The following is a 22,012-nucleotide window of genomic DNA, read 5'->3' as shown; positions in this document are numbered from 1 at the left end:
ACGCATGAAAGAGCAAAACCGCCTCCGCCTCGAGCGACTCACCGCGCGTTATGCGCGGCGCATCGCCGAGGGGCGGACGCCGGACGAGGCCGATTTCCTCCGGAGCTTCGCGTCCCTCCGCGACGATATGCTCCGGCCGAAAATGGAGGAATTCGCGGCCGAGCTCCGGCGGGCTGGGCACGAGGCCGAGATCCTCCTCGATCAAGGGCACGACACCCCGAGCATCGAGCTCGCCCTCGGCCTCCGCGGGGCCGCCGGGAGCCGCAATGTGGTCGGCTTCTGCGTCATCCGCTGGAAAGGATATCCGCTCCAGATCCTCGCCTATCTGGAGGTCAACCCGCCGCCCTTCGATCTCGAGCGCTTCGCCGACGCCCGGGCCATCGAGGCACCGCGGGTGGAGCAGATCCTCATGGACGGCGTCGAGCACATCATCATGTGCAACGCGCCCTGAACCCTCAGCGCGGCCGGCGAGCGCAGCGAAACCCCACCCAGCTCATCTTGGCCGTGGGGTCGTAACCGATCCGTTGATACGAGCTCAGGCTCGCCGCATCGTTGTTCCAGTCGCCGCCGCGCGCCTCGCGGCCTCCGATGACATTCGTCAGGTTGGCGCAATCGACGCAATCGTCCGGGTACACGTCGTGGAAGTCCAGGGTCCACTCGCGCACGTTGCCGGCCAGGTCGGTTTGTCCCCATTTCCCATCGCCCGCGGGAGACCTGGAGCCGACGTCCGCGATGTCGGCGCGCGTCGCGGTCGGACAGCCCTGATCCACCTCCGAGTAGTTCGGGCAATAGACCGCATGGTCCTGGTCCAGCGCGGCGCTCCCCCACGGGTAATTCGTCTCTTCGCTGCCGCGGGCCGCTGCATAGGTCCACTCGGCCTCGGTCGGCAATCGGCCGCCGTCCCAGGCGCAAAAGGCGAACGCGACATACCAGTTGACGCAATTGATGGGCTTGTGTTCGCCGTCGCCGGGCTCGTCCGTCCAGGTCTGGTAGTCGGGATTGCACTCCACAGAAGCGTGGAGCTCGGCCTGATCCTGCGGTAATGGCCAAGAATCGTACCATCCGCTGTTCTCGATGTTCGGATGAGCCCCATCACCCGCGACCGGCATGTTCCCGGGATACTCGCTCAAGAACCTTCGAAACCGCCCGACGGTCACCTCGAAGCGATCCAGCCGAAAGTCGCTCACCGTGGCCCGATAAGACTTGTTTTGATCCAGCTCGAGGCGCTCGTACTCCCCTCCCGTGACGAGCGAGTTCGCGCAGCATATCTCGTCTTTCTTGGGCCCGCACGTGGCCGCCAGATCCGTGCAGCTCGCGATCGAGGAGCTCGGCACGACGTCGGCGGTGCAACCGGCCAGCCCCCCTGCCAGGGCCATGCCGCACAAGAGAGACCACTTCGATGCTGCCATCAGAATCTCCCGGAAATCCACGCCCCGCCTGCGCCGGGAGCGACCCAGGGCATCACCGCGACGCCCTGCGGCTCCGCCGATTTCGAGCGAGGTGCTGTCGCGATCCCATACACGGCGGCGCCAAGCGCCAGGACGCCTGCGCTGCCTAGCCCCAGGGCGAGGCCGAAATCGAGGTTCTTGCGCCCATTGTCCGCCCCGTAATCGTAGCCCGAGGCGCAGTACGTGCCATTGTAGCTCACGTCGCAGTGTTCATGCAGGGCGTCGATCGCGGCCTGATGGTCGTAGATGAAATAGGCGCTGACGCCCACGAGCGCGAGCCCGGCGCCGCCGGCGATCCACGCCCAGACGGGGACACCGCCGCTCGGCGTCGTCCCGACCTCGAGCGCGATCTCGACCGTGCTCGTCTTGCCTTCTTCGAGTGTCACATAGGCCGTCCGAGGCTTGTGACCCGGGGCGCGCGCGCTGACCTCGTGTTTGCCCGGATCGACGGGGAGCGCCTCCCCCCACGCGGCGCTCGGCAAATCCTTGCCGTCCCGCGAGACTTCCATTCCGGCAGGAGGCGCGGTGACGACGACCCTCAGCCTGGGCAGGCGCGGCTCCAGGTCCTTGATTCCCTGGATTGCGATGTCGTCGAGCTCCCGCTTGCGCGCGGCGCCCGCCGTCTCGCGATTCAATGTCTGTGCGCGGTGATAATCCTCCCACGCGGTCGCGAGCTTGCCCTCATGCTCGTGGCACCTGGCGATGTTGAGCATCGTGCCGGCGGATGGATTCAGCGCGAGCGCAGCCTCGAACTTGGGGCAGCCCGCGGCATAATCTCCCTGCTTGACGAGGTCGCGGCCCGCTTTGAACAGCGCCTCCGCGGCCGCTGGATCCGATTTCACGGGCTCGGCGCGCGCCGGGGCCGCGCCCGCGACGATCGCCCATGTCACGCATGCGACGGCCGGCCGGAAGCGTGCCCCGCGGCGCGCGGCGTCATTGATGGTCGAGCGGATCATGGCCTGTCTTGGTCCATTTTTTCGGCTGGGCCGCGCCCTTGACGGGCCTTGCGGACGGCGCCTTTGCGCCCACTGCCGTGCCGCTCGCGGACGCCGGTCCGCTCGCGGACGCCGTTTCGCTCGCGGGCGCCGTTTCGCTCGGGGACGCCGCGGCGCTCTCGACGCTGGCGGGACTGGGCTCGGAAGACGCCGGCCGCATTTCTTCACCTTCCGGATTGGAAACAGGCGCGCTCGGGGCCGAGGAGCGCGACCACGCGAACGCGCCGAGCGCGACGGCGAGGCCGGCCGCGAGAGCGATGCTGACCGCCACCGCGATCGTGCGCGGTTTGCTCGCCGGCGATTGCGCGAGGCTGAGCCCCGAGGGCGACAGCGTTCCGCCCGCCCCCGAAGTTGGTCCCGGCGCGTGGACGGCTGCTGCGCCCGGCGCTGACGGCGGGCCGAGCGCGTGATTCGGCGACGAGGAGCTCATCGGCATGGGCTCGCTGCCCCTCACCAGCGCCGCGAACGCGTCGGCGAGCTCGTCCGCGCTCTGGAATCGCTTGCCGACGTCGCGTGTCAGCGCGCGCTCGAAGAACCGGTCCACGTCGGGACCGAGAGCGCCGTGGATGCTCGAGGGGGCGGGGATCGGGTCCGTGCAGATCTCGACGAGGAGATCACCGATCTCTTCGCCGGTGAACGGCAGCCGGCCCGTCACGCAGCGGTAGGCGATCACCCCGAGCGACCACAGATCGCTGCGGGGATCGACCTCTTTCCCGCGCCGCACCTGCTCCGGGCTCATGTATTGCGGCGATCCGAGCAGCGTGCCCGTCCTGGTGGCGTTTCCAGCGAGCACCGGACCATTCGCCTTCGCGATCCCGAAGTCGAGGATCTTCACGAGCTCCTCGTCGCCGTGGCGCGAAAAAAAGAGGTTCGCGGGCTTCAGATCGCGGTGCACGAGCCCCAGCTTGTGCGCGCGGCGAAGGGCCTTGCAGACCTGCTCCACGATGTCCACCGTGGCCTCGAGTGAGAGGCGCCCGACGCGGACGAGGCGGCGCTCGAGGTCCTCGCCGTCGAGCAGCTCCATCACGATGTACGGGCAGTCGCCCTCCACGCCGTAGTCGTACACCTGCACGACGTTCGGGCTCTTGATGACCGCGGACGCCTGCGCCTCACGCTCGAAGCGCGCGCGCGCGTCGGCGGAGGCGGCAAGCGCGGGCGCCATGAGCTTGATGGCCACGCTGGTGCGGAGCTGGAGATGCTCGCCGAAAAAGACGGATCCCATGCCGCCCTTCGCGAGCGGGCGACCGAGCCGGTATCGGCCGGCGATGATGCTGCCTTCTGTCAGAGCGCTCATGCACCTTCCGCCACGGCTCGCCGCCTGGCGGATACCCTAACAATAGCCGGAACCGTCTGCTCGTCCTAGCAGCCGTTGATTTCCTGCTGCGCCCGCGGCCGGTCCGACGCTGGACGCGTGGAGCGGTATCGAGGACCGGGTAGTGCAAAGGGTTTCGTGAATGTCAAGTACTTTTGTGCGCCCACCCGGCCCAGGAGGAGGAAGCTGCGACCGCGTCTCCGTCCTCGATCACCGCTTGGAGACCGATGGCCTCTGAAAGCGAACGTAGTCGAAGCGACCAATGAGGTCCGGCACTCCGTCGGTGATGACGCGCTGGTGATACGTGTCGACACGATTGAAGATCAGGTCCCACTTCAGCGAGTCGTAGTCCGTGTACGCGATGAGCCCCACCTGAAGCGTTCGCGGCAGGTCGGGACGCTCTTCCCGGCGCATGACGCGGAAGTCTTCCCCCTCCGCACGACGAAGAAGCGTGATGCGCGTGCCGACGCGCGCAATGCGAAGCTCCACCCAGCCGGGGGTTCGCGGGCTGAGCTCGAGCCGACTCGAGCTGTCTTTGGTGTTCTTCGTCTCGAACTGAGGGACGCCGTCACCGTCGCCGCTCCCGGCCGTGATGAAGATCCAGTTCTCCGTGCCTTCCTTCCAATTCTTGCGCCCTTCGTCGTGCGGCGCGCGAGCGAGCAGACCCGCAAGCGAATACCCCCGCGCGGGTACGTCTGCGGTCGCCCCCGTCACGAGCACGCGCGTCGTGACGATGAAATCACCCGTCACCTTCTTGAAGAGGAACGGCGCGTGAAAGTCGCCGAACCAGAAGCTCGCATAGGGTTCCACGGTGAGATTTCCTGGGTTCGCCGTGTTGGCGTCCAGCTTTTTGATCTCATCCGGCCATCCCTCCACGTCGCTCAGCTTTGCCCACTGCGGAAGCGTGGAAGCGTCCTCGAACTCGTCGCTCAACGGCGCGAGGTCATCATTGCCTTGGGGGGACGAGTCGACGGCAAGCGTTTTCTCGTCAGCTTGAACGTTCCACTCCGGCCCCTCCCGTGTCACATGGCTAATGACGCAGCCATTGAGGAACGTCGCAGCACCAAGCGCGAATGCGAGGGCGGCCATGTGCCTTGTGAAGCGGCTGCGCTCACGTTCGGCAGGCTTCCTGTCGAGAACTTCTCTCTTGAACTTGGTCAGCATGTGAATTCTCCTCGCGAGCGGTTCAAGACCGAACGCGATTGCCGTGTGCGAATCATGAAGAGAGGAGAGACACGACACTCCTCGCGGTCGCCTTCGCGGATTGAGGGTTCTGCCCAGTCACCAATCTCCCGTCGACAACGACCTTCGATAGGAACGGGAGGCTCTTCTCGTATCGCGCGCCGCGAGCGCGCATCTCCGCTTCGGCGTTGTAGGGCACCTTCGTCGCAACGCCGGCGAGCACTTCCTCCCACCACGAATAGCCCGTGACGCGCCGCCCTGCGACCAGGAGGCGTCCGTCCGACAGCTTCGTGTTGAGGAGTCCGCAGTAGCCGTGGCACACCGAAGAGACGACCCCACCATGCTCGTAGATGTCGCGTGTGAGAGCTTGGAGCGCCTCGTCGTCGGGGAAGTCCCACATGACGGCGTGGCCACCGGTAAAGTAAATCGCGTCGTAGCCTGCGGCGTCGATCTCGTCAGGCCGAGCGGTGGACGACAGCAGCGCCGACCAAGCCGGATCTGCCCAGCGCACTTTTGCAGACGCGTCGAGAAACGGCCACTTGAGCGAACGGGGCTCGAGAGGTGTCCGCCCGCCCTTCGGGCTGACCAAGCGCTGCTCGTAGCCCCGCGCGGCGAAGACGTCATAGGCATGCGTCAACTCCGAGAGCCACAAGCCGGTCGGCGTCGACCGGCCGTCATAGTGGTCCACGTTGCTGACGACGTGGAGAATGCGCTTGGTCTTGCTCATCCGCCACCTCCTCGGAAGAGGCGCATGATCCGTCCGCCGACGGCCATCTGGCTGCCCAGATAGCCGCTGTGCTTGGGCAAGTCGTCGGCGGCGTCGCTCAGCCTCCGATGGTAGAAAATGTGCATCGAAGGCGGCGGGAGGAGCTCCTGGCGCTTGAAGTTGATGCTGGGAATGAAGGCGAGCTTCGCCGAGCCGAAGCCACCGAATTCGATGGCGGGCTTGCCGCAGTTCTTGCAGAGCCCGCGGTCGATGTTCGGGGGCAGGCGGTACTTCTTGAACGCAATCTGGCTTCTGTCGTTCACTTCGACGTACCTGGCGCGAAGCACCGTCACGTCGGCAAACGGCTTGCCGTTGTAGGCTTGGCAGATCGTGCAGTGGCAAAAGAAACGTACGGCCGGCGCTGCGCCGACCTCGAACTGGCAAACGCCGCATTCGCAGGCCGCTTGCTGCTCCTGAAGGGTCTCTGTCATGGCCGATGTCCGCTGTCCGGGGGGAAGGTCACGCGCTCGCGATACGGGAGGACTTTTCGCTGAAGCGTCCCGATGAAGGAAGTGATATGATTTCATTCACCTCGATGAATCGCGTGCATGATCGCTTCGACACGATGGACCTCAACCTGCTCCGCGTCTTCGAGGCCGTCTTCCGGGAACGCCACCTGACGCGGGCGGCGCGCGTCCTCGCGCTGAGCCCCTCGGCAGTGAGCCATGCGCTGCGAAGGCTCCGGGAGCATCTCGACGACCCGCTTTTCGAGCGAGAAGGGACCGAGATGCTGCCCACGGCGACATGCCTGCGCATGGCGCCCGCGCTCGTCGAACAGCTGGCTCAGCTGCGCGGACTCCTCCATCAGTGGGGAGCGTTCGAGCCTTCCACGACGACGCTGATGTTTCGCGTCGGGATGCCCGACTCCATCGAGCCGATGCTCCTCCCTCAGCTCCGGAGCGCGCTCGCGAAGGCGGCTCCGCTTGCCACGCTGGCGAGCGTCGCGTACCAACGCTCTGCCATTGCGCGTGCGCTTGCGTCCAGACACATCGATATCGCCTTCGATGTCTTCATGCCGGTCCACGAGCCGGTACGACACCGTCGCGTTCTCGACGACGACTTCTGCCTCGTCGTGCGAGATGGGCACCCCCTTCGGCCAAAGCTTTCGGTCGCGCAGTACGTCGCGGCGTCTCACGTCCTCGTGTCGAGCCGAGCGACAGGGCTCGTGCTCGAGGATCACGCGCTGCTGAAGCTCGGCGTCGAGCGGCGCGTGGTGGTGCGCTGTCAGAACTACGACACGGCGTTTCGCGTGGTCGCTCATTCGGACGACGTGCTGACCGCGCCGCGGCGCTTGACGGGCGAGGTCGGCAAGGTCCACGCGCTCGCGCGACGCGCGTTGCCGTTCAAGTTGCCACCCGTGCAGCTTCACATCTACTGGCACGCGCACGCTAAGTCGGACCCGGCAAACGTGTGGCTCCGCAGGTTCGTGGAGGAGGTCGCCTCGGCCTGACGTCGCGAGCCCAGCGAGCCCCCCGCGCAGATCGGTTGTAACCTGCGGGCTCCTCCGGCCACAGTGGCTGCGTGACCTCGATCCCGGACGCCTCCCTCATCGCCCCGGCGCTCGCGCGCGCGGCGACGGACGCCCCTCCCGCCGGGGGCCCGCGCGCGGGGAGCCCCGAGGTGACACGTTCGACATTGGAGGCGCTCTACGCCGCCCACGCCCACCAGATCCATCGCTTCCTGTGCGATCTCCTCGGCGATCCCGTGGCCGCGCGCGACGCGACGCAGGAGACGTTCGTGCGGGCCTTCCAGCGGCTTCACACCCTCGAGGCCGAAGGGCGCCCCGTACCCTGGCTCTTCGGGATCGCCCGGCACGTATCGATGGAGGTCAAACGAGCGCGCCGGCGGCGCCGGCAGGTGCTCACCGACGACCCTCCCGAGGCCTGGGAGGAGCGCCCCGCGAATGCATCGTCCGGCTCGCCCGAGGAGGACGTCCTCGGCCGCGAGGCGCTCGGCCTCGTGCAGGGCGCGCTCGACAAGCTGTCCGAGGATCGCCGCACGGTGCTCTTGCTGCGGCTCGATCACGATCTCTGTTACGAGGATATCGCGCGCGCCATGGGATGGAGCGTGCCCAAGGTGAAGATCGAGATCCACCGCGCCCGGCAGATCCTGCGCGCGGAGCTCGAGGAAGGAGGTGCGCGATGAGCGATTGCCATGCCGAGGCGGTCGAGGCGTTCTTTCGGGGCGAGCTCGCCCCGGAGGCGTCCGCGCGCGTGGCGGCGCACGTCGAAGTTTGTCGGAATTGCAAGGAGGAGATGGCTTGGCTCGAGCGCGAGAAGCGCGTCTTTTCGGCCCGCGCGGCGGCCTTTCCCCCGCCTCCCCCATTCGAGGCGGTGCTGGCGCGGGCGCGCGCGTCCGAAAGGGTCCGCCCGATCGCGGAGGCGCCTCGTTCGCGCGCGAAGGCGCGAGGCAGGCTGCGCTCCGTTTTCGGATGGGCGGGGCCGGGGTTCGTCCTCGCGGCCGCTGCGGCGCTCCTCGTCTTGCTCGCGTGGCCCCGGGAGGAGGCGCCTCCGCTCACGGCCGAGCCCTCCGCGACGGCCCACGAGGACGCACGCGCCGGGGAAACTTGTTATGCATGCGCGTCCGCGGTCGTCCCGAGCGCCGAGCCCGAGCCCGAGGAGCCTTCTGGGTGCATGAGTCAATCTTGTGTAACTTGCTCCGAGGACGGGCCACAGGAGGAATGAGGCCGGACGAGGGATCCGGCGGCACGCGCCGCCACCCGCATTTCCCCGGCCCAGGAGCCCTTGCCATGTCGCACGCGATTCGCTCGCCGTTCGTTTCTCTCACCCATTCCATGGCCCTCGTCGCCGTCGCGCTCGCCGCGGCGTGCAGCCAGGCGCCCGAGAGCATTGGCCCGACCGACGAAGCCCCGATACGGCCCGCCGCCGCGCCGGCGGCGCAGGAAGCTGCGCCCGAAGCGGAGGGGTGCCACGGGGAAAAACTCGATTGCGATTGCAAGCATGCGGAGGCCGAGGCGCCGTCCGACATCGTCGAGGAGGTCACGCTGGGCAAAGCGCCCGTGCGGGGGCCGGAGAGCGCGCCCGTCACGCTCGTGGTGTTCGCCGATTTCGAGTGCCCCTTCTGCGCCCGCGCGGAGAAGACGCTGCGCGACCTCGAGCAGGTGTATCCGGGCAAGCTGCGCATCGCCTTCAAGCACCACCCGCTCCCGTTCCACGCGCACGCCGAGGATGCGGCCCGCGCCGCGATTGCGGCGCAGGCGCAGGGCAAATTCTGGCCCCTGCACGACGCGCTGCTCGGCGCCCACGGGGCGCTCGATCAGGAGGGAATCGAGCGCGCCGCCGAGACCGCCGGCCTCGACGTCGCGAGGCTGCGCCGCGACATGCGATCGGCGGAGACCGACGCCCAGCTCGCCGCCGACAAGGCGGAGGCTGCGCGGCTCGAAATCAGGGGCACGCCGACGTTCTTCGTCAACGGCCGCCGCATCCCGGGCGCCGTGCCCGTGCAGGACTTCCGCGCGGCCATCGACCGCGCGCTCGCTGGGCGCTGAGCTGAGCGGAACTTCGCGTCCGGATCGGGTCGAGCAGGGTGGGTGTGCGGTCATCGAAATCGGCGCTCGAGGCGCCGGATGCATCCCCCGACGCTTACGCGTCTGCGCCGCGCGAAGCGCTGGGCCCCCCACGGGGGGCTCGGGATGAGATACAATCCCGGCATGGGCATGCTCGATGGCCGTCCCCTCGCCGCTGGCGCGACCGACATCGGTCACCTCCGTGATCGAAATGAAGACCGATTCGGCGTGTTCCCGGACCTCGGCCTCTTCGTCGTCGGGGACGGCATGAGCGGCATGATCGCGTCGGGCGAGGTCGTGACGGAGCTCGCCCTCGACGTGATGCGGGAGCAATTCGAGGCGACGCGCGACGCGCCCGGCGCCCACCGCCTCGTCGAGGCGGTACGTCTCGCCAACCTCCGTATCATCGAGCACGCCTCGGCCCATCGATCGCTCACCGGCGCCTGCTGCACCCTCGCGGCCCTCGCGGTGGACGAGGAGGGCGTCCACGTGACCCATGTCGGCAACAACCGCGTTCATCGTATCGTGGGGGATACGCTGGAACGACTCACGGAGGGTCACAACCTCCTCAACGACGCCGCGAGGCTCGGATGCGAGCTCCCTCCCGACATGTCGCCGGAAGTGGCGCGCAAGATCCTCACCCGCGCCGTCGGGATGCAGAAGGATCTCGCGTTCGAGGTCCGGACGTTGCCCTGCCGTCCAGGCGACGTGTATCTGCTCAGCACCGATGGGCTCCACGATTTCGTTTCGCCCGACGAGATCGTCGCCACCCTTCGTGCGAGCGCCGACCTCGACGAGGCAACGCGCGGCCTCGTCAGCCCGGCGATTCAGCGCGACGCGAACGATAACATCACGTGCGTGCTCGTCGTGCCGAGGTCGCCCATGTCGACCAAGTCCGATGCGCGGTAGCCGTCCAGACGCGCCTGAGCAGGTGTTACCCTGGCCCCTCCTCTACATCCCTCTTGACGTGCGTCCCAGCAAAGTCTTTGATGTCTCGACCGAATGCAAGGATTGGCATGACCTGATCAAACCGTGTCCCGCATTCTCCGACGCAAGGAGCGCCACAGGCATGACAATGACTCTCGAGGATGCCCTCTCGCAGCTGAAATCTCTCGGTCATGAGAAGGTCCGTGCGCAAAACAAGAAACATGGCGCAGGGGACAATCAGTTCGGCGTCCGTCTTGGTGACATACGGAAGCTCGCCGCGAAGGTCAAGACCAACCACCCGCTCGCCATCGCTCTCTGGGACACCGGGAACATCGATGCCCGGCTCCTGGCGGTCCTTCTGCTCGAGCCCCAAAACCTGTCTCGCGACGAGATGGATCGAATGGTGCGATCCGTCGACTTCGCGCAAGTTGCGGACTGGCTGAATTCCAATGTCGTCAAGAACCATCCCGACAAGGAATCTCTTCGCCAATCATGGATGCAAGACGATGACCGCTGGGCCGCCCGCGCCGGCTGGAGCCTGACGTCCGAGCGCATCGCCAAACGTCCGGACGGACTCGATCTGCCAGCGCTCCTGGACCGTATCGAGACGGGAATGGCAACCGCTGCTTCGGAAGTGCAATGGACGATGAATTTCTGCCTTACAGGAATCGGCATTCACTTCCCCAAGCATCGCAAGCGGGCCATTGCCATTGGCGAGAGGCTGGGGATCTATCGCGATTATCCGGTTTCCAAGGGGTGCACATCTCCGTTCGCCCCCATCTGGATTGACGAAATGGTGCGTCGGCAAGGCTGACGCATCGGACGAGGAGCACCTCTCGGTGCGCGCGCGGAGCAGCGCTTCGGGGTTGGGGATCGACGCCCTCCTCCCCGACGCCGAGCACGCTCCTCGCGCGCCGGCTGGCGCTCGCGGGCGCGCGCAGGGCCGTCTCGACCTGCCCGACGACCTACGCACCGCGTCGCGACCCCCCATTAAAAAGTGTTAAGTGGGCGGATGCGCGCTGCTGCTTTAAGCTCGAGCCCTCGTGGACTCACTCTTTTGCAAACGCCACGACGTGACCCCCCACGAACGAGCACCAACCTTTGCCCACTCGAGCGCTCCCGGCCTCGCTGGGCATCGGATCCGGGACCTTCGCGCTCCGAGGATGTCATGAGGGCGCGGTCGGCGTCGTCAGATACCGTCTTCGAGCGCACCACCGAGACCAGGCACCGGATGCAAACCGCCTCCGTTCGCCGCCTGTGTGCCTTGCTGGTGGCCCTGTCCTGCATCGCCGTTTCGAGCCGTGCCCATGCCACGGATGAGGAGGGTTGGAACGGAGCCTTCATACCTTTCCTGGCGCTCCTGGGTGCCGTCCCGGGAGCGGTACCGTACCTAGTGATGTTCTCCCCCGAGGATCCTGGCTACGGGACGCTGGGGATGGACATGGGCGCTGGCCAGCGCGTGACTGCATTCAACGTGAGCGTCGACTTTGGCGGCTACCCTCGCCAGGATTCCCGCTTCGGTTTCATGGGACGCTCGTATTTCGACGCGGCCGGCAAGGCGGGGCTCATGAGGCTTCGCCTCGACGCGCTGGCCCTCGTGACCGTGGTGGGCAACGCGCGCGGCCCCTTGGTCCTGGAGGGGATCGGAGGCCTGACCGTCGCACCTCACTGGCTGTGGAAATCGACCTTCGATTCGACCGTGTACGCCGAAGTGGGGCCGACAGCCGGTATACGCATTCGTGCCGTCGCCGAGCGCCCCAGGCTCGATGCAGACCTCGAGTTGCTGTACACGCCGCTCTTCGGAAAGCCGCTGAGCGAGCGGCTCCACCATGCGAGCGCCACGGGCGCGCTCGGCTTCTCCCCTGGCGGCGGATTCTGGGATGCGATGACGTTCGAGCTTCGCGGACGCGTCGAATGGGCGTGGGGCGGCGCCGACGTGGAAGGCGGTCGGCCCGATGCGAGCCTGGTGGGTGGGATACGGTTTCATCTGGGCCGGCTCGGCGGAGGCCGCAGCGCACGTGACCGCCGAAAAAGCCAAGCGCCGCCCTGATCTTCGCCCTCAGGACGTCGTCGTCACGGCGTCACGGTGAGCGTCCCGAGCTGGGTCACCTCGAAGGAGAGCCCCGCGTTCGAGCCTGCGCCGTTCAAGTCGCAATAGGTCCACCGCGTCCCGTCGAGGCTGACCCGATAGGCATACCGATAGGCGCCCGGGAGGGTGGGGGCGAGGAACGAGGCCTTGTATTGGTCGTCGTTGCCGATCTGCATATTGTGGGTGGCCGGGAAGAACTGCCAGCCGCTCTGGGTGGTGGGGTTGACGCTGGCCGGGCCGAAGCCGAGCTCTGCTTGCAATGTCGCGCTCGCGCCGGCAGCTTCGGTCACGCCTGCCTCGTACACCCGGCCGTAGATCACGGGCGTCATGGCCGACACGGAGACCGTCATCGACGCCGGGAGCTCGACGTTGCAAAAATCGACCTCGTACGGCTGATCCGATTCGTTTGCCGTGACGTCGCCCGCGCAGGCGCAGGCGCTCGGCATGCTCGCCGTGCTCCGCGGCGCGACCTGGCTCGTGGCGAAGTCGGCGCTGTTGTCATCGGTGTCGACGCACGCGCCGGTGAGGCGCTGGATCGATTGCGCGGCGCTCGACGCCCCAGGGGCCGCGCTGCTCCCCTCGAAGCAGCTCGCCGTGTTCCCATACCCGACGAAATCCATGATGTGCGAGCTGCTCGGGCAGCCGCCCGTCAGCGCGGCGGTGGCGTCGACCAGGGCGATCTTGCCTGCCGCGGCGCTCATGTTCGTGGTGCCCGTCGCGTCGGACGCCGGCAATGCGCTGCCGGTCGCCCCGCTCGCCTGCTGGACGAGGTAATAGCCGCCGGGGGCGATCGTGCCGCTCAGGTTCGTCACGAGCCACGTCGTCCCGGCCGCGCTCGCGTATTGCACCGACCAGCCGGCGAGGCTCACGGACGTGCTGCCGCGGTTGTGCAGCTCGACGAAATCGCTCTTGTACGTCGCGCCAGAGTTCCCGCCTCCGCCATACACCTGGCTGATGACCACCGTGCTCGCGCAGGGAGCCGAGGCCGGAGGCGCGGCGGTCCCGAAGCCGGTGCTGGAGGCATAACTCGCCGCGAGCGCCGCGCCGTCGATCCCCTTGGCCGCCACGGTGACGCGGACCCGGTACGTCGTACCATACGAGAGCGCCGGCGACGGGGTCCACGTGGCCACGGTGCCATTGCCCGACATCACGGGCGAGGCCGCGGCGAAGCCGAGGCAGGTCGCGAATCCATCGGTCGAGAGCTGGACCGTGCCGGTGCACGGCCCGACCGTCGTCTGCGTGGTGAGCGTGGCCGGATCCATGGCGCCGCTGAACGTGACCGACACCGTGGAGCTGACCGGAGCGCCCGCCGCTCCGTCGGCGGGCGAGGTGCCGAGCACGGCCGGAGGCTGGCAGACACCGGAAACGCAGAGGCCACTCTTGCAATCGGCCGTGACGAGGCAGCCCTCGCCCACCCCGCAGGCGGGACAACCGGCGCCGCCGCAATCGACGTCGGTCTCGGACCCATTCTGGACGCCGTCGGCGCAGCTCGCCGCCTTGCACACGCCGCTCGCGCAGACGCCGCTCGGGCATTGCGCGCCGGTATTGCACTGGACGCACACGCCGCTCGCACTACAGACCTTGCCGCCATTCTGGTTGCACGCCGTCCCGAGGGAGAGCGGCGGGTTCGAAGGCGCGCCGGCCGTGCAGACATCGGCCGTGCATGCATTTCCGTCGATGGGCACGTCGGCGTCGTCGACGTCGGCGGATGTGCCGCCGGAGCCATCGCAGATCGTCTGCAGGCAATCACCAGCCATCTGCGAGGGAAGGGGCGTGCCCGTGGGCGCATAGTCGACGCCGCACACGCCCATCTCGCAGACGCGGGTCTGACACGTGGTGTCCGAACCCGGGCAATCGGCCGCGGTGAGGCACTCGACGCAGGCGCCGCTGCCATTGCAAATCGATCCGGCGTCGTCGCAGGCCGTGCCCGCAGCGAGGGGCGGGTTCGAGCTGATGCCGCTCGTGCAGACGTCGTTCGTGCACGGATTGCCGTCGACCGGCAGGTCGCCGTCCTCGTCGATCGGGACCACGCTTCCATCCCCGTCGCATTGCTGGACCACGCAATCGCCGGGCTGTTGCTCGGGTGCGACGGTGCCGGCCGGCTTGGGCGTCGTGCTACACGCGCCGGCGTCGCAGGTCGCCGTCACGCACGGATTTGCCGGCGTCGGGCAATCGTCGTCGTTCCGACAGGACCCGCCCTGGCCGCCGCTCCCCCCTCCACCGCCGCCTCCTGGGGGTGTGCCCTCCGCGCACGCGCCGCCGAAGCCGGCGAGCGCGACCCACAACATCGCTTGGACGAACCTCTTCTTCATACCCTCGTCTTTCATGGCACCTTTGCGTCGATCTCGATTGCGCGCCCGGGCGGCAGCGGCTCCCATCGCAGCGAATCGCCGAGGAGCGTCGAGATTCGCTTCGGCCGCCCGCCGTCGAGCCTCATGAGGTAGAGCCCAGGCCCCCGGATGTCGAACATGCCGCGCCCGCGCGCCGGCCGGCGTTTAGAACGACCGTGCGCAGATCGTCAACGTCGAAAGGTTTATCGAACACCGCGAAGGCGCCCGCGGCCCGCGCGCGCGCGTGCGTCGCCGCGTCGCCGAACGCCGTGGTCAGCACGAAGGGCGTGCGCCACCCGACTTCGCGCAGGGACGCGAGCACGTCGATCCCGCTCCTGCCGGGCATGCGGATATCCGAGACGATCACGTCGGGATGGCTCTCGTCGGGCGCGCCCTGCGCGAGCGCGCGCAAAAACTCGAAGAGCTGCGTGCCGCTCTCGACCTCGATCACCGTATGCCCGTCCTTGCGCAGGGCCTGCGCGAGGAGGAGGCGCACTTCCACGTCGTCCTCGGCGAGGACGACGCGCAACCCCGCGCGACGCGGCAGCTCGTCTCCACCACCTCCGAGGTCCCACGCCGCGCTCGATGTCGGTTGCGCCATTGGGCGCAGCGGTATTGCAAACGGCGCGCCACGCGGATCCCCGCCGCATTTCGCACCGGCTCCTGGCGCAGACACGCGTGCGAGCGTCGTGTTTCGCGGCGCTGTAGCATTCTGCGACGTTACGCGCCTCCGCCGTCGCCATGGCCGTACCGAGCGAGCTTGCGGTAGAGCGTGGCGCGATCGAGCTTCAGGATCTCCGCCGCGCGCGTCTTGTTGCCCCGCACCGCTTCGAGGACCCGCAGGATGTACCGGCGCTCCACCTCTTTGAGCGGCAAGAGCTCCGCGGGATCGTCCGTGGCCACCACCACGTGCTTGGCCTCGTGGGCGCGGATCTTCTCGGGCAGATCCTCCGCGCCGATCTGCTCGAACGTGGCGAGCGCGACGGCGCGCTCGATGCAATTGGAAAGCTCCCGGACGTTGCCCGGCCACGTATAACTCATGAGCTTGTCCGCCGCCGCGGGCGACAGGCACGTGACGCGCCGTCCGGTCGCCGCGGCGAACTTCTCCACGAATCGCTGCGCGAGCAGCAGGATGTCCGTGCCGCGCGAGCGCAAGGGCGGCATCTCCACCTGGACCACGTGGATCCGATAATAGAGATCCTCCCGGAATCGGCGCTCCTCCACGGCCGCCTCGAGGTCGCGGTTCGTGGCCGACACGATGCGCACGTCCACGGCCACCTCATCGTCGCCGCCGATGGGCCGCACAGCGCGCTCCTGCAAGACCCGGAGGAGCTTCGGTTGCAGGCCGAGCGGCATGTCGCCGATTTCGTCGAGAAAGAGCGTCCCCCCGTGCGCCTTCTGGAAGAGGCCCGTGCGCGCCGCGCGCGCGTCCGTGAAGGCGCCGCGGACGTGGCCGAACAGCTCGCTCTCGAGCAGCGCCTCGGGCATCGCCGCGCAGTTGATCGCGACGAACGGCCCGCCCCGCCGCGCACTTCGCCGGTGCAGCGCACGCGCTGCAAGCTCCTTGCCCGTGCCGCTCTCGCCCGTGATCAGCACCGACGTGTCGAGATGGGCCACGCGTTCCAGCATGTCGGTCGCCCGCTTCATCGCCGCGCTCGCGCCGACCATCTCCTCGAACTCGCGCGCCTCGGCCGCCGCGCGCCGGAGCCGCTTCACCTCGTCGCGCAGCGCCCGGTGCCACACCGCCCGCTCGACCGCGATACGCAGCACTTCGAGCTCAAAGGGTTTGGGGAGGAAATCGTATGCGCCCGCGCGGATGGCCGCGATCGCAGTGTCGAGGCTGCCGAACGCGGTGATGACGATGACGGGCACGTCGGGCCGCGTCCCCACGATCCGCTCGCAGAGCGCGAGGCCGGTCATGCCCTTCATCTGCAGGTCGGAGACGACGACGTCGAAGTCCTCGGCTGCGAGCAGATCGAGGCCCGCCTCGCCGCTCGTGCGGTAGGACGTGACGAACCCGCGCTTCTCGAGCCCCGCGTCGAGCAGCTCGCAAACGTCGGGATCGTCGTCGATGATCAGGACACGCCCGGGGATGCTCGGCCGCACAGAGGCAGGTATACGCGAAACCGGCTGCCTTTGCCCACCTGGCTGTCGACGCGGATGAATCCCTCGTGTTCGCGGATGATACCATAGGACACCGAGAGCCCGAGCCCCGTCCCTTCGCCCACGTCCTTCGTCGTATAGAAGGGTTCGAAGATATGGCCCACGACGTCGGCAGGCATCCCCTCGCCCTCGTCGGCGACCTCGATGCAGGCGTACGTGGCTTCGTCCCCGCCGACGTCGCCGGGGGGCACCACGCGCTCTTCGTGCACCTTCACGCGGAGCGCGCCGCCCTCCTTCATGGCCTGGATGCCGTTGACCACGAGGTTCGTGACGGCCTGCTGGATCTGCTCGCCGTCGGCGCCCGCCTCGACGGGCACCTCGCCCGCGACGATCTCGATCGACACCGACCGTTTGTCCGCGAGCGGCTGGAGCAGCGACACCGTGCGCCGCGCCAGGGCGCGCAGGTCGACGCGCGCCTTCTCGGCGCCCCGGCGGCGCGCGAAATCGAGGAGCTGGCGCACGATGCGGATGATGCGATCGGTCTGCTCGGCGATGGTGCGCGCGTTCTTCTCGACTTCCTCGCGGCTCGTGCCGTCCTCGCAGAGCAGGCGCGCGCGGCCCGAGATGACCTGGAGCGGTGCCCCGAGCTCGTGCGCGATGCCCGCGGCGAGCTTGCCGACGGTGGCGAGGCGATCGGCGTGGCGGAGCTGCTCCAGCGCAGAGATGCGTGCCTCCGTCTCCCGCGCTGCGCGTGCGTTCGCGTCCGCGAGGCGGTCGCACATGAGGTTCATTTCCTGGGCGAGCTGGCCGATCTCGTCGCGCTGCGAGAGCGAGAGGCGCGCCGAGAGGTCGCCCGCGCCGACGCGCCGTGCCTGCGCGATGAGGCTCTGCATGGGCCTTCCGACGAACCAGACGCCGAGCGCCGTGGCGATGAGCCCACAGACGAGCGCGACCGCGAGGTTCGCCAGCGCCGTGTTGAGCAGCGTCGTGCGGATGTATTGCTTTTCGCCGGCGAGCGACTCCGCGAGCTCGATGGCGCCAAGCGCTCCGCCGCCAGGGGCGACGACGGGCACGAACGTCACGAGGTGCTCCTCGTGGACGTCGTCGAGGTGCGGAAGCCGGAGCACGATCTCCGCGCCCCGCGCGACGGGATCGAGCTCGGCGCGGGGCGCGGCGGGGGCGTCCTCGCTGCCCGCGGGCGCGTCGAGCGAGACCCAGCGGATGCGCACGTGGTTCTCGCGCTGGTTGGCGACCGCCACGATGGCGCGAGCGCGCTCGCTGCCGTCCGCGTGGTAGACTTCCGCGATCGCGGCGGCGAGGGCGCGGCCATAGGCGTGCGCGTCGTGGCGGATGTCCGTTTCGAAGATCGCGATGAGCCGACGCACGCGGAGGTAGGCGTGCACGGCGACGACCGCGAAGACGCCCAGAATGAGGGCAATGGCGAGCTTGCGTGCGAGCTTCACCGCGGGAGCATACCATGGCGCGGCCGCGCGCCCGCGCCCCGCTCACCGCTTGCGATCCAGCCGTCGAACGTCCCCTCCCCGCCCGCGCTCCCGGCTTCCACGGTGATCCACAAATTGTGGAATGCCGTACCCGACGTTTCGTACAGCGGGCAGCTCCTGGCCTTGCGCGAGGCAATGGACGACTCGGGGCATGGCGCGGGCATACCACAGGACAAACTCAGGCGTCGAGACAAACCTGGCCGAGAAAAACCGGATCGGCGAGCTTGGACGCCGCGCAGCCCGCGGCCGTCGGTCGGCCTGGATCGTCGAGCAGGTCGCCGGGGTCTCTCCAGAAAAATCTTGCGTTCGCTGTCACCGCGATCGGCGTACGGCCAAGATGTATCATCCCCGCGCCGTCAGGGAGCGGCCGGCGTCACGCACACCGAGACGGTCATGCCGCAGGCGCCGCAGGGCTGGTTGTGGCAGGGATTGATGCTCACCTCCTGGCACGTGCCGCCGGAGATGGGGCAATCGAAGTCGCCGGTGCAATCCGTCACGGCGAAGCAGCCCGCCTCGGGGAGGGCCGGCATCCCGCAGCCCGGGACGAGCCAGCGGCAGCCTGCGTCCGCGCCGCATTCCGTCTCGTTCTTGTAGGAAACACAATAATCAGGGGGCGGGGGATTGCAGGTCGAGATACCCTCGGTGGTCCAGACCGCGCCATCACACGAGGCCGTCTGCTCCTCTGGGCCGCAGCCGTCATCGACGGTGTAGCTGCACGTGGTCACGTAGCTGCAAGGCGCTCCCGACGCCGGCGCTTCGGACGGGCATGGGTCGACGGGGGCCAGCCTTGCGTCTACCAAGGAGAAGTGCACCGACATCCGCCCCCAGGGCGCGCCATCGGATTCAAGGCGGTCCCGGGCGTGACATACATTCACGGCGTGTGCGCGAGCTCAGGCGGGCCGTTGCCCTTCGTTTGGCACCCCGGGAGAGATAGGCCCCCGCGACGTTGCGGCGCTGATCCGCTGGTCACTGGACAACGGACCTGATCCCATAGAGGTGGACTACCGCGGGGATCCCCCCGAGGCGTGCGCCCGCGCCAGTCGACCGAACGCGCCGCCGGCGCGCCGGGGGCAGGATTTCGTCGCTTGCGCCGGCGGCCGAGCTCCGCGTACCATCGCCGCGTCGATGCACATGAAGGAGGCGAGGCTGGCACTCGCGGCTGCAGGCCGAGGCGCCTGGCCGGGGCTCGACCTCGACGACGACTTCTTCCTCCGTCACCTCGAGCGTCATCTCGCGGCGGCACCCGATCCCGAGGCCGCGCTCGCCCGCGTGCGGGCGGACGATTTCTATCTCGCCTGCGCCTGCGCCGCGGGCTCGCCGGGCTCCGTCGAGCAACTCGAACGGCGCTTCGGCGGCGTGATCGACGCGGTCGCCGCCCGCTTCGCGCCGAGCAAAGATCGCCGCGCCGAGCTCCGCCAGATGCTGCGCGAGCGGCTCTTCGCCGCGCGGCCGGGCGCGGAGCCGCGTATCGCCAGCTACTCGGGCCGGGGTTTCCTGGAGAACTGGCTGCGCGTCGCAGCCGTACGTGCCTTCGTGAACGCCGCGGAGAGCGAGCGGCGCGAGATCCAGGCCGAGGGCGACGCGCTCGAGGCCGTCGCCGACGGCCGCGACGTGGAGCTGGATTTCCTCAAGGCGCATTATCGCGATGCGTTCCGCGCCGCCTTCTCGCGCGCGATCGCACGGCTCGAGCCGGCAGAGCGGCTGGTGCTGCGCCTCTCGGTGCTCGACGGCCTGACGTGCGATGAGGTGGCGGCGGCCTTGGGGGTCCACCGCGCGACGGCGGCGCGGCGCACGGCGCAGGCGCGGCAGCGGCTCTCGGACGCGACGCGCGAGGAGCTCTCGAGCGCGCTGCGCGTCGGCGACGCCGAGCTCGACAGCATCCTACGCATCGTCGAGAGCAACCTCGATCTGAGCCTCTCGCGCCTGCTTGCCCGGGACGAATGAGATGCGCCCGCCGCTCGCGTCCTGCCCCGACACCGAGGCCCTCTGCAGCTTCGTCGAAGGGCATGCCGCGGCGCCCGAGCGCGACGCGCTCGAGCGTCACCTCGACGACTGCGCCGCCTGCCGCCGCGCCCTCGTCGAGCTGGGGCGCGTCCTCGGCGCCTCTCCCCCTGGGGCCGCGAGCGAGCCCCACGCCGCGGCGCCCAGCCCGCCGCACGAAGCTCCGAGCCTCGGTCGCTACCAGATCCGCCAGGTGGTCGGCGCGGGGGGCATGGGGGTCGTCTACGAGGGCTGGGATCCGGCGCTCGGACGTAGGGTCGCGCTCAAGCTGATGAGGCCGGACCAGGCCGGCGCCGCCGATCGGCTCGCGGCCGAGGCGCGCGCGCTCGCGAAGGTCACGCACCCCAACGTGCTCACCGTGTTCGACGTCGGCGTCGAGGGCGGCGCCGTCTTCCTCGCAACCGAGTACGTCGAGGGGGCGACGCTCGACAAGGCCTGGCCGGGGCACGGGCCGGGCTTTCGCGAGCGCGTCGAAGCATACGTGCAGGCTGGGCGCGGCCTCGCCGCCATCCACGCGGCGGGCCTCACGCACCGCGACATCAAGCCAGCGAACCTCCTGCTCGGCGACGACGGGCGCGTGCGCGTCGCCGATTTCGGGCTGGCCGTGGGCGCGGAGCAGCGCGCCGACCCGGCCGGCACACGGGCGTACATGGCGCCCGAGCAGCGCGCCAGCGAGGTGGGCCCGGCAGTCGATCAGTTCGCGCTCGGGCTCTGTCTTCTCGAAGCGCTCACGGGCGCGCGTCTGCCGGCGGGCACGGCGGCCGCAGAGCTCGCGCGCCTCGGCCGCGAGCGGTGGGGGAGCGCCGGCCCGGAGCCCGCGCTGTGGGACGCCCTCGCCCGCGCGATCGCGATCGATCCTGCCGCCCGCCACCGCGACGTGGAGGCGCTGGTCGCGGCGCTCGAGGCCTCGCTCGATGCGCGTCCCGTGGCCGCTCCGCGCCGGGCGCGCGCGGTCTCCCTCGCGCTCGTCGGCGTCGGCCTCGCGACGCTCGCCGCGGCCGGCTTCCCGGGCGACCGAGCCATACCCACGAGCACCACCTCCGCGAACGGCGTCGATCCGACCCACAGCACCACCGCGCCCGCGCCGAGCGTGGCAGCGCCCGAACCGTCCGCCACGCTCACCGCCGCGCCGGCTCCTTCTCCGCAGCCGCCGGCGTTTTTACAACCCCTCCTGCCCGCGAGCGCGCGCCTCGCGGCCCCCATCGCTGCGGCAGCCAGTTCCGGCACGCCTTTCGCGTCGGGCAGCGACAGGGGCGAGGCCGCGAAGCTCATGCAGAAGGCAGCGGAAGCGTTCCGCGGGGGGAACGGCAAGGCGTGCCTGGAGCTCCTCGCGCGGGCCGAAAAGCTCGACGCGGCGAGCGTCGGCATCATGGCCCACACGCGCGCCTCGTGCGAGATGCTCGCCGGCCAGTGCGAGCAAGGCGCGAAGCGCATGCGCGCCGCCGGCAACGACGATGTCGCGGTGCAGCGGTCCCTGTTGCAATACTGCCCCGCAGACGACACGAGCCGGGCCTCCCCGGAGGAGCGCATCCTCGCCGTGGCGGCGCAGACACACCTCGGGCCCCGCACGGTCGCGCGTTGCGAGCAGCTCGCCACGCAACTCGAGCGAGCCATCGGCGAACGCCCTTCGCCGGCGCCGGGCACCGTCTTCCACGCCCGGGTGAGCCTCGCGCACTGCTTCGCTGCGGCCGGCGACTGCGCGCGCGCGCGGGTCGTCGCCGGCGCTCTCTTCCCGATGAACGATCGCGAGCAGCGCGCGGCGACGTGGCTCGCCGGTCAGCGCCCCGAGTGCGCCGCCGCGCGGTAAGCGCGCTGCCGAAAGACGCGATCG

The 22,012-nt window shown here is 69.0% G+C and carries 21 protein-coding genes and 2 pseudogenes; 10 read left to right on the top strand and 13 right to left on the bottom strand.

The window, feature by feature from the left end; all coding sequences use genetic code 11:
* Positions 1 to 4 precede the first annotated feature (4 nt).
* Positions 5 to 451, top strand: a complete 447-nt coding sequence (locus QHF85_RS18155; RefSeq protein ID WP_281328468.1) for a hypothetical protein — start codon at positions 5 to 7, stop codon at positions 449 to 451.
* A gap of 4 nt (positions 452 to 455) precedes the next feature.
* On the opposite strand, the gene QHF85_RS18150 is transcribed toward QHF85_RS18155, so the two are convergent.
* The 6 genes from QHF85_RS18150 to QHF85_RS18125 all read right to left on the bottom strand — a co-directional run bounded on the left by QHF85_RS18150 (position 456) and on the right by QHF85_RS18125 (position 6,134).
* Positions 456 to 1,409, bottom strand: a complete 954-nt coding sequence (locus tag QHF85_RS18150) for a formylglycine-generating enzyme family protein (protein ID WP_281328467.1) — start codon at positions 1,407 to 1,409, stop codon at positions 456 to 458.
* The gene (locus tag QHF85_RS18145) at positions 1,409 to 2,404 is read right to left on the bottom strand and encodes a PEGA domain-containing protein (RefSeq protein ID WP_281328466.1); all 996 of its coding nucleotides are present in this window, start codon (positions 2,402 to 2,404) and stop codon (positions 1,409 to 1,411) included. The genes QHF85_RS18150 and QHF85_RS18145 overlap by 1 nt, the downstream gene beginning before the upstream one ends.
* On the bottom strand, positions 2,382 to 3,737 hold the full coding sequence (locus tag QHF85_RS18140) for a serine/threonine-protein kinase (protein ID WP_281328465.1): 1,356 nt from the start codon (positions 3,735 to 3,737) through the stop codon (positions 2,382 to 2,384). The genes QHF85_RS18145 and QHF85_RS18140 overlap by 23 nt, the downstream gene beginning before the upstream one ends.
* A gap of 228 nt (positions 3,738 to 3,965) precedes the next feature.
* Positions 3,966 to 4,919 carry a hypothetical protein gene (locus QHF85_RS18135; RefSeq protein ID WP_281328464.1) on the bottom strand — a complete coding sequence of 318 codons (954 nt, stop codon included), beginning with the start codon at positions 4,917 to 4,919 and terminating at the stop codon, positions 3,966 to 3,968.
* 52 nt (positions 4,920 to 4,971) lie between these two features.
* On the bottom strand, positions 4,972 to 5,664 hold the full coding sequence (locus QHF85_RS18130) for a type 1 glutamine amidotransferase domain-containing protein (RefSeq protein WP_281328463.1): 693 nt from the start codon (positions 5,662 to 5,664) through the stop codon (positions 4,972 to 4,974).
* A complete protein-coding gene (locus QHF85_RS18125; protein ID WP_281328462.1) occupies positions 5,661 to 6,134 on the bottom strand; it encodes a GFA family protein in 474 nt (157 codons plus the stop codon). Before QHF85_RS18125 ends, QHF85_RS18130 begins: the two co-directional genes overlap by 4 nt.
* Before the next feature lie 5 nt (positions 6,135 to 6,139).
* On the opposite strand from QHF85_RS18125, the gene QHF85_RS49805 reads away from it, so the two are divergent.
* The 7 genes from QHF85_RS49805 (at position 6,140) to QHF85_RS18090 (ending at position 12,206) form a co-directional block, all read left to right on the top strand.
* Positions 6,140 to 7,153 (top strand): LysR family transcriptional regulator, encoded by a 1,014-nt coding sequence (locus tag QHF85_RS49805; protein WP_348652743.1) that lies wholly within the window; start codon positions 6,140 to 6,142, stop codon positions 7,151 to 7,153.
* Positions 7,154 to 7,224: 71 nt separating this feature from the next.
* Entirely contained in the window at positions 7,225 to 7,848 is a 624-nt protein-coding gene (locus tag QHF85_RS18115) for an RNA polymerase sigma factor (protein WP_281328461.1), read from the top strand.
* Entirely contained in the window at positions 7,845 to 8,387 is a 543-nt protein-coding gene (locus QHF85_RS18110; RefSeq protein ID WP_281328460.1) for a zf-HC2 domain-containing protein, read from the top strand. Before QHF85_RS18115 ends, QHF85_RS18110 begins: the two co-directional genes overlap by 4 nt.
* Positions 8,388 to 8,452: 65 nt before the next feature.
* A complete protein-coding gene (locus tag QHF85_RS18105; protein ID WP_281328459.1) occupies positions 8,453 to 9,211 on the top strand; it encodes a thioredoxin domain-containing protein in 759 nt (252 codons plus the stop codon).
* Between the two features lie 162 nt (positions 9,212 to 9,373).
* Positions 9,374 to 10,138, top strand: a complete 765-nt coding sequence (locus QHF85_RS18100) for a protein phosphatase 2C domain-containing protein (protein ID WP_281328458.1) — start codon at positions 9,374 to 9,376, stop codon at positions 10,136 to 10,138.
* 58 nt (positions 10,139 to 10,196) lie between these two features.
* Positions 10,197 to 10,970 (top strand): DNA alkylation repair protein, encoded by a 774-nt coding sequence (locus QHF85_RS18095; RefSeq protein ID WP_281328457.1) that lies wholly within the window; start codon positions 10,197 to 10,199, stop codon positions 10,968 to 10,970.
* 582 nt (positions 10,971 to 11,552) lie between these two features.
* Positions 11,553 to 12,206 carry a hypothetical protein gene (locus tag QHF85_RS18090; RefSeq protein ID WP_281328456.1) on the top strand — a complete coding sequence of 218 codons (654 nt, stop codon included), beginning with the start codon at positions 11,553 to 11,555 and terminating at the stop codon, positions 12,204 to 12,206.
* Between the two features lie 485 nt (positions 12,207 to 12,691).
* On the opposite strand, the pseudogene QHF85_RS49800 reads toward QHF85_RS18090, so the two are convergent.
* From QHF85_RS49800 to QHF85_RS18060, 7 genes and pseudogenes are all read right to left on the bottom strand, one after another.
* Positions 12,692 to 13,207: pseudogene (locus QHF85_RS49800) on the bottom strand (lamin tail domain-containing protein); the annotation flags it as partial.
* 69 nt (positions 13,208 to 13,276) lie between these two features.
* Positions 13,277 to 14,002 (bottom strand): annotated as a pseudogene (locus tag QHF85_RS49795) (Ig-like domain-containing protein); the annotation flags it as partial.
* Positions 14,003 to 14,678: 676 nt separating this feature from the next.
* Positions 14,679 to 15,176 carry a response regulator gene (locus QHF85_RS18080; protein WP_281328454.1) on the bottom strand — a complete coding sequence of 166 codons (498 nt, stop codon included), beginning with the start codon at positions 15,174 to 15,176 and terminating at the stop codon, positions 14,679 to 14,681.
* A gap of 119 nt (positions 15,177 to 15,295) precedes the next feature.
* Complete coding sequence (locus QHF85_RS18075; RefSeq protein WP_348652744.1) at positions 15,296 to 16,669, bottom strand: sigma-54 dependent transcriptional regulator; 1,374 nt, start codon at positions 16,667 to 16,669, stop codon at positions 15,296 to 15,298.
* Positions 16,651 to 18,141 carry a HAMP domain-containing sensor histidine kinase gene (locus QHF85_RS18070; protein WP_281328452.1) on the bottom strand — a complete coding sequence of 497 codons (1,491 nt, stop codon included), beginning with the start codon at positions 18,139 to 18,141 and terminating at the stop codon, positions 16,651 to 16,653. The genes QHF85_RS18075 and QHF85_RS18070 overlap by 19 nt, the downstream gene beginning before the upstream one ends.
* 217 nt (positions 18,142 to 18,358) lie before the next feature.
* Complete coding sequence (locus QHF85_RS18065; protein WP_281328451.1) at positions 18,359 to 18,496, bottom strand: hypothetical protein; 138 nt, start codon at positions 18,494 to 18,496, stop codon at positions 18,359 to 18,361.
* A 40-nt stretch (positions 18,497 to 18,536) separates the two neighbouring features.
* A complete protein-coding gene (locus QHF85_RS18060; RefSeq protein ID WP_281328450.1) occupies positions 18,537 to 18,905 on the bottom strand; it encodes a hypothetical protein in 369 nt (122 codons plus the stop codon).
* A 400-nt stretch (positions 18,906 to 19,305) separates the two neighbouring features.
* On the opposite strand from QHF85_RS18060, the gene QHF85_RS18055 reads away from it, so the two are divergent.
* Complete coding sequence (locus QHF85_RS18055) at positions 19,306 to 20,124, top strand: sigma-70 family RNA polymerase sigma factor (protein WP_281328449.1); 819 nt, start codon at positions 19,306 to 19,308, stop codon at positions 20,122 to 20,124.
* 1 nt (position 20,125) lies between these two features.
* On the top strand, positions 20,126 to 21,988 hold the full coding sequence (locus QHF85_RS18050; RefSeq protein WP_281328448.1) for a serine/threonine-protein kinase: 1,863 nt from the start codon (positions 20,126 to 20,128) through the stop codon (positions 21,986 to 21,988).
* Positions 21,989 to 22,012: the final 24 nt, after the last annotated feature.

It is taken from the genome of Polyangium sp. 6x1 (assembly GCF_029946515.1).
Taxonomy (GTDB): Bacteria; Myxococcota_A; Polyangia; order Polyangiales; family Polyangiaceae; genus Polyangium.
This window is presented reverse-complemented; position numbering and strand designations above follow the sequence as displayed.

Excerpts from the sequence above, each read along its gene's own strand:
- QHF85_RS18155 (WP_281328468.1), top strand. The coding sequence starts at position 5 with ATGAAAGAGCAAAACCGCCTCCGCCTCGAGCGACTCACCGCGCGTTAT.
- QHF85_RS18130 (WP_281328463.1), bottom strand. The coding sequence starts at position 5,664 with ATGAGCAAGACCAAGCGCATTCTCCACGTCGTCAGCAACGTGGACCAC.
- QHF85_RS18090 (WP_281328456.1), top strand. The coding sequence starts at position 11,553 with ATGTTCTCCCCCGAGGATCCTGGCTACGGGACGCTGGGGATGGACATG.
- QHF85_RS18080 (WP_281328454.1), bottom strand. The coding sequence starts at position 15,176 with ATGGCGCAACCGACATCGAGCGCGGCGTGGGACCTCGGAGGTGGTGGA.
- QHF85_RS18050 (WP_281328448.1), top strand. The coding sequence starts at position 20,126 with ATGCGCCCGCCGCTCGCGTCCTGCCCCGACACCGAGGCCCTCTGCAGC.
- QHF85_RS18125 (WP_281328462.1), bottom strand. The coding sequence starts at position 6,134 with ATGACAGAGACCCTTCAGGAGCAGCAAGCGGCCTGCGAATGCGGCGTT.
- QHF85_RS18150 (WP_281328467.1), bottom strand. The coding sequence starts at position 1,409 with ATGGCAGCATCGAAGTGGTCTCTCTTGTGCGGCATGGCCCTGGCAGGG.
- QHF85_RS49805 (WP_348652743.1), top strand. The coding sequence starts at position 6,140 with ATGTCCGCTGTCCGGGGGGAAGGTCACGCGCTCGCGATACGGGAGGAC.
- QHF85_RS18145 (WP_281328466.1), bottom strand. The coding sequence starts at position 2,404 with ATGATCCGCTCGACCATCAATGACGCCGCGCGCCGCGGGGCACGCTTC.
- QHF85_RS18055 (WP_281328449.1), top strand. The coding sequence starts at position 19,306 with ATGCACATGAAGGAGGCGAGGCTGGCACTCGCGGCTGCAGGCCGAGGC.
- QHF85_RS18105 (WP_281328459.1), top strand. The coding sequence starts at position 8,453 with ATGTCGCACGCGATTCGCTCGCCGTTCGTTTCTCTCACCCATTCCATG.
- QHF85_RS18110 (WP_281328460.1), top strand. The coding sequence starts at position 7,845 with ATGAGCGATTGCCATGCCGAGGCGGTCGAGGCGTTCTTTCGGGGCGAG.
- QHF85_RS18140 (WP_281328465.1), bottom strand. The coding sequence starts at position 3,737 with ATGAGCGCTCTGACAGAAGGCAGCATCATCGCCGGCCGATACCGGCTC.
- QHF85_RS18135 (WP_281328464.1), bottom strand. The coding sequence starts at position 4,919 with ATGCTGACCAAGTTCAAGAGAGAAGTTCTCGACAGGAAGCCTGCCGAA.
- QHF85_RS18100 (WP_281328458.1), top strand. The coding sequence starts at position 9,374 with ATGGGCATGCTCGATGGCCGTCCCCTCGCCGCTGGCGCGACCGACATC.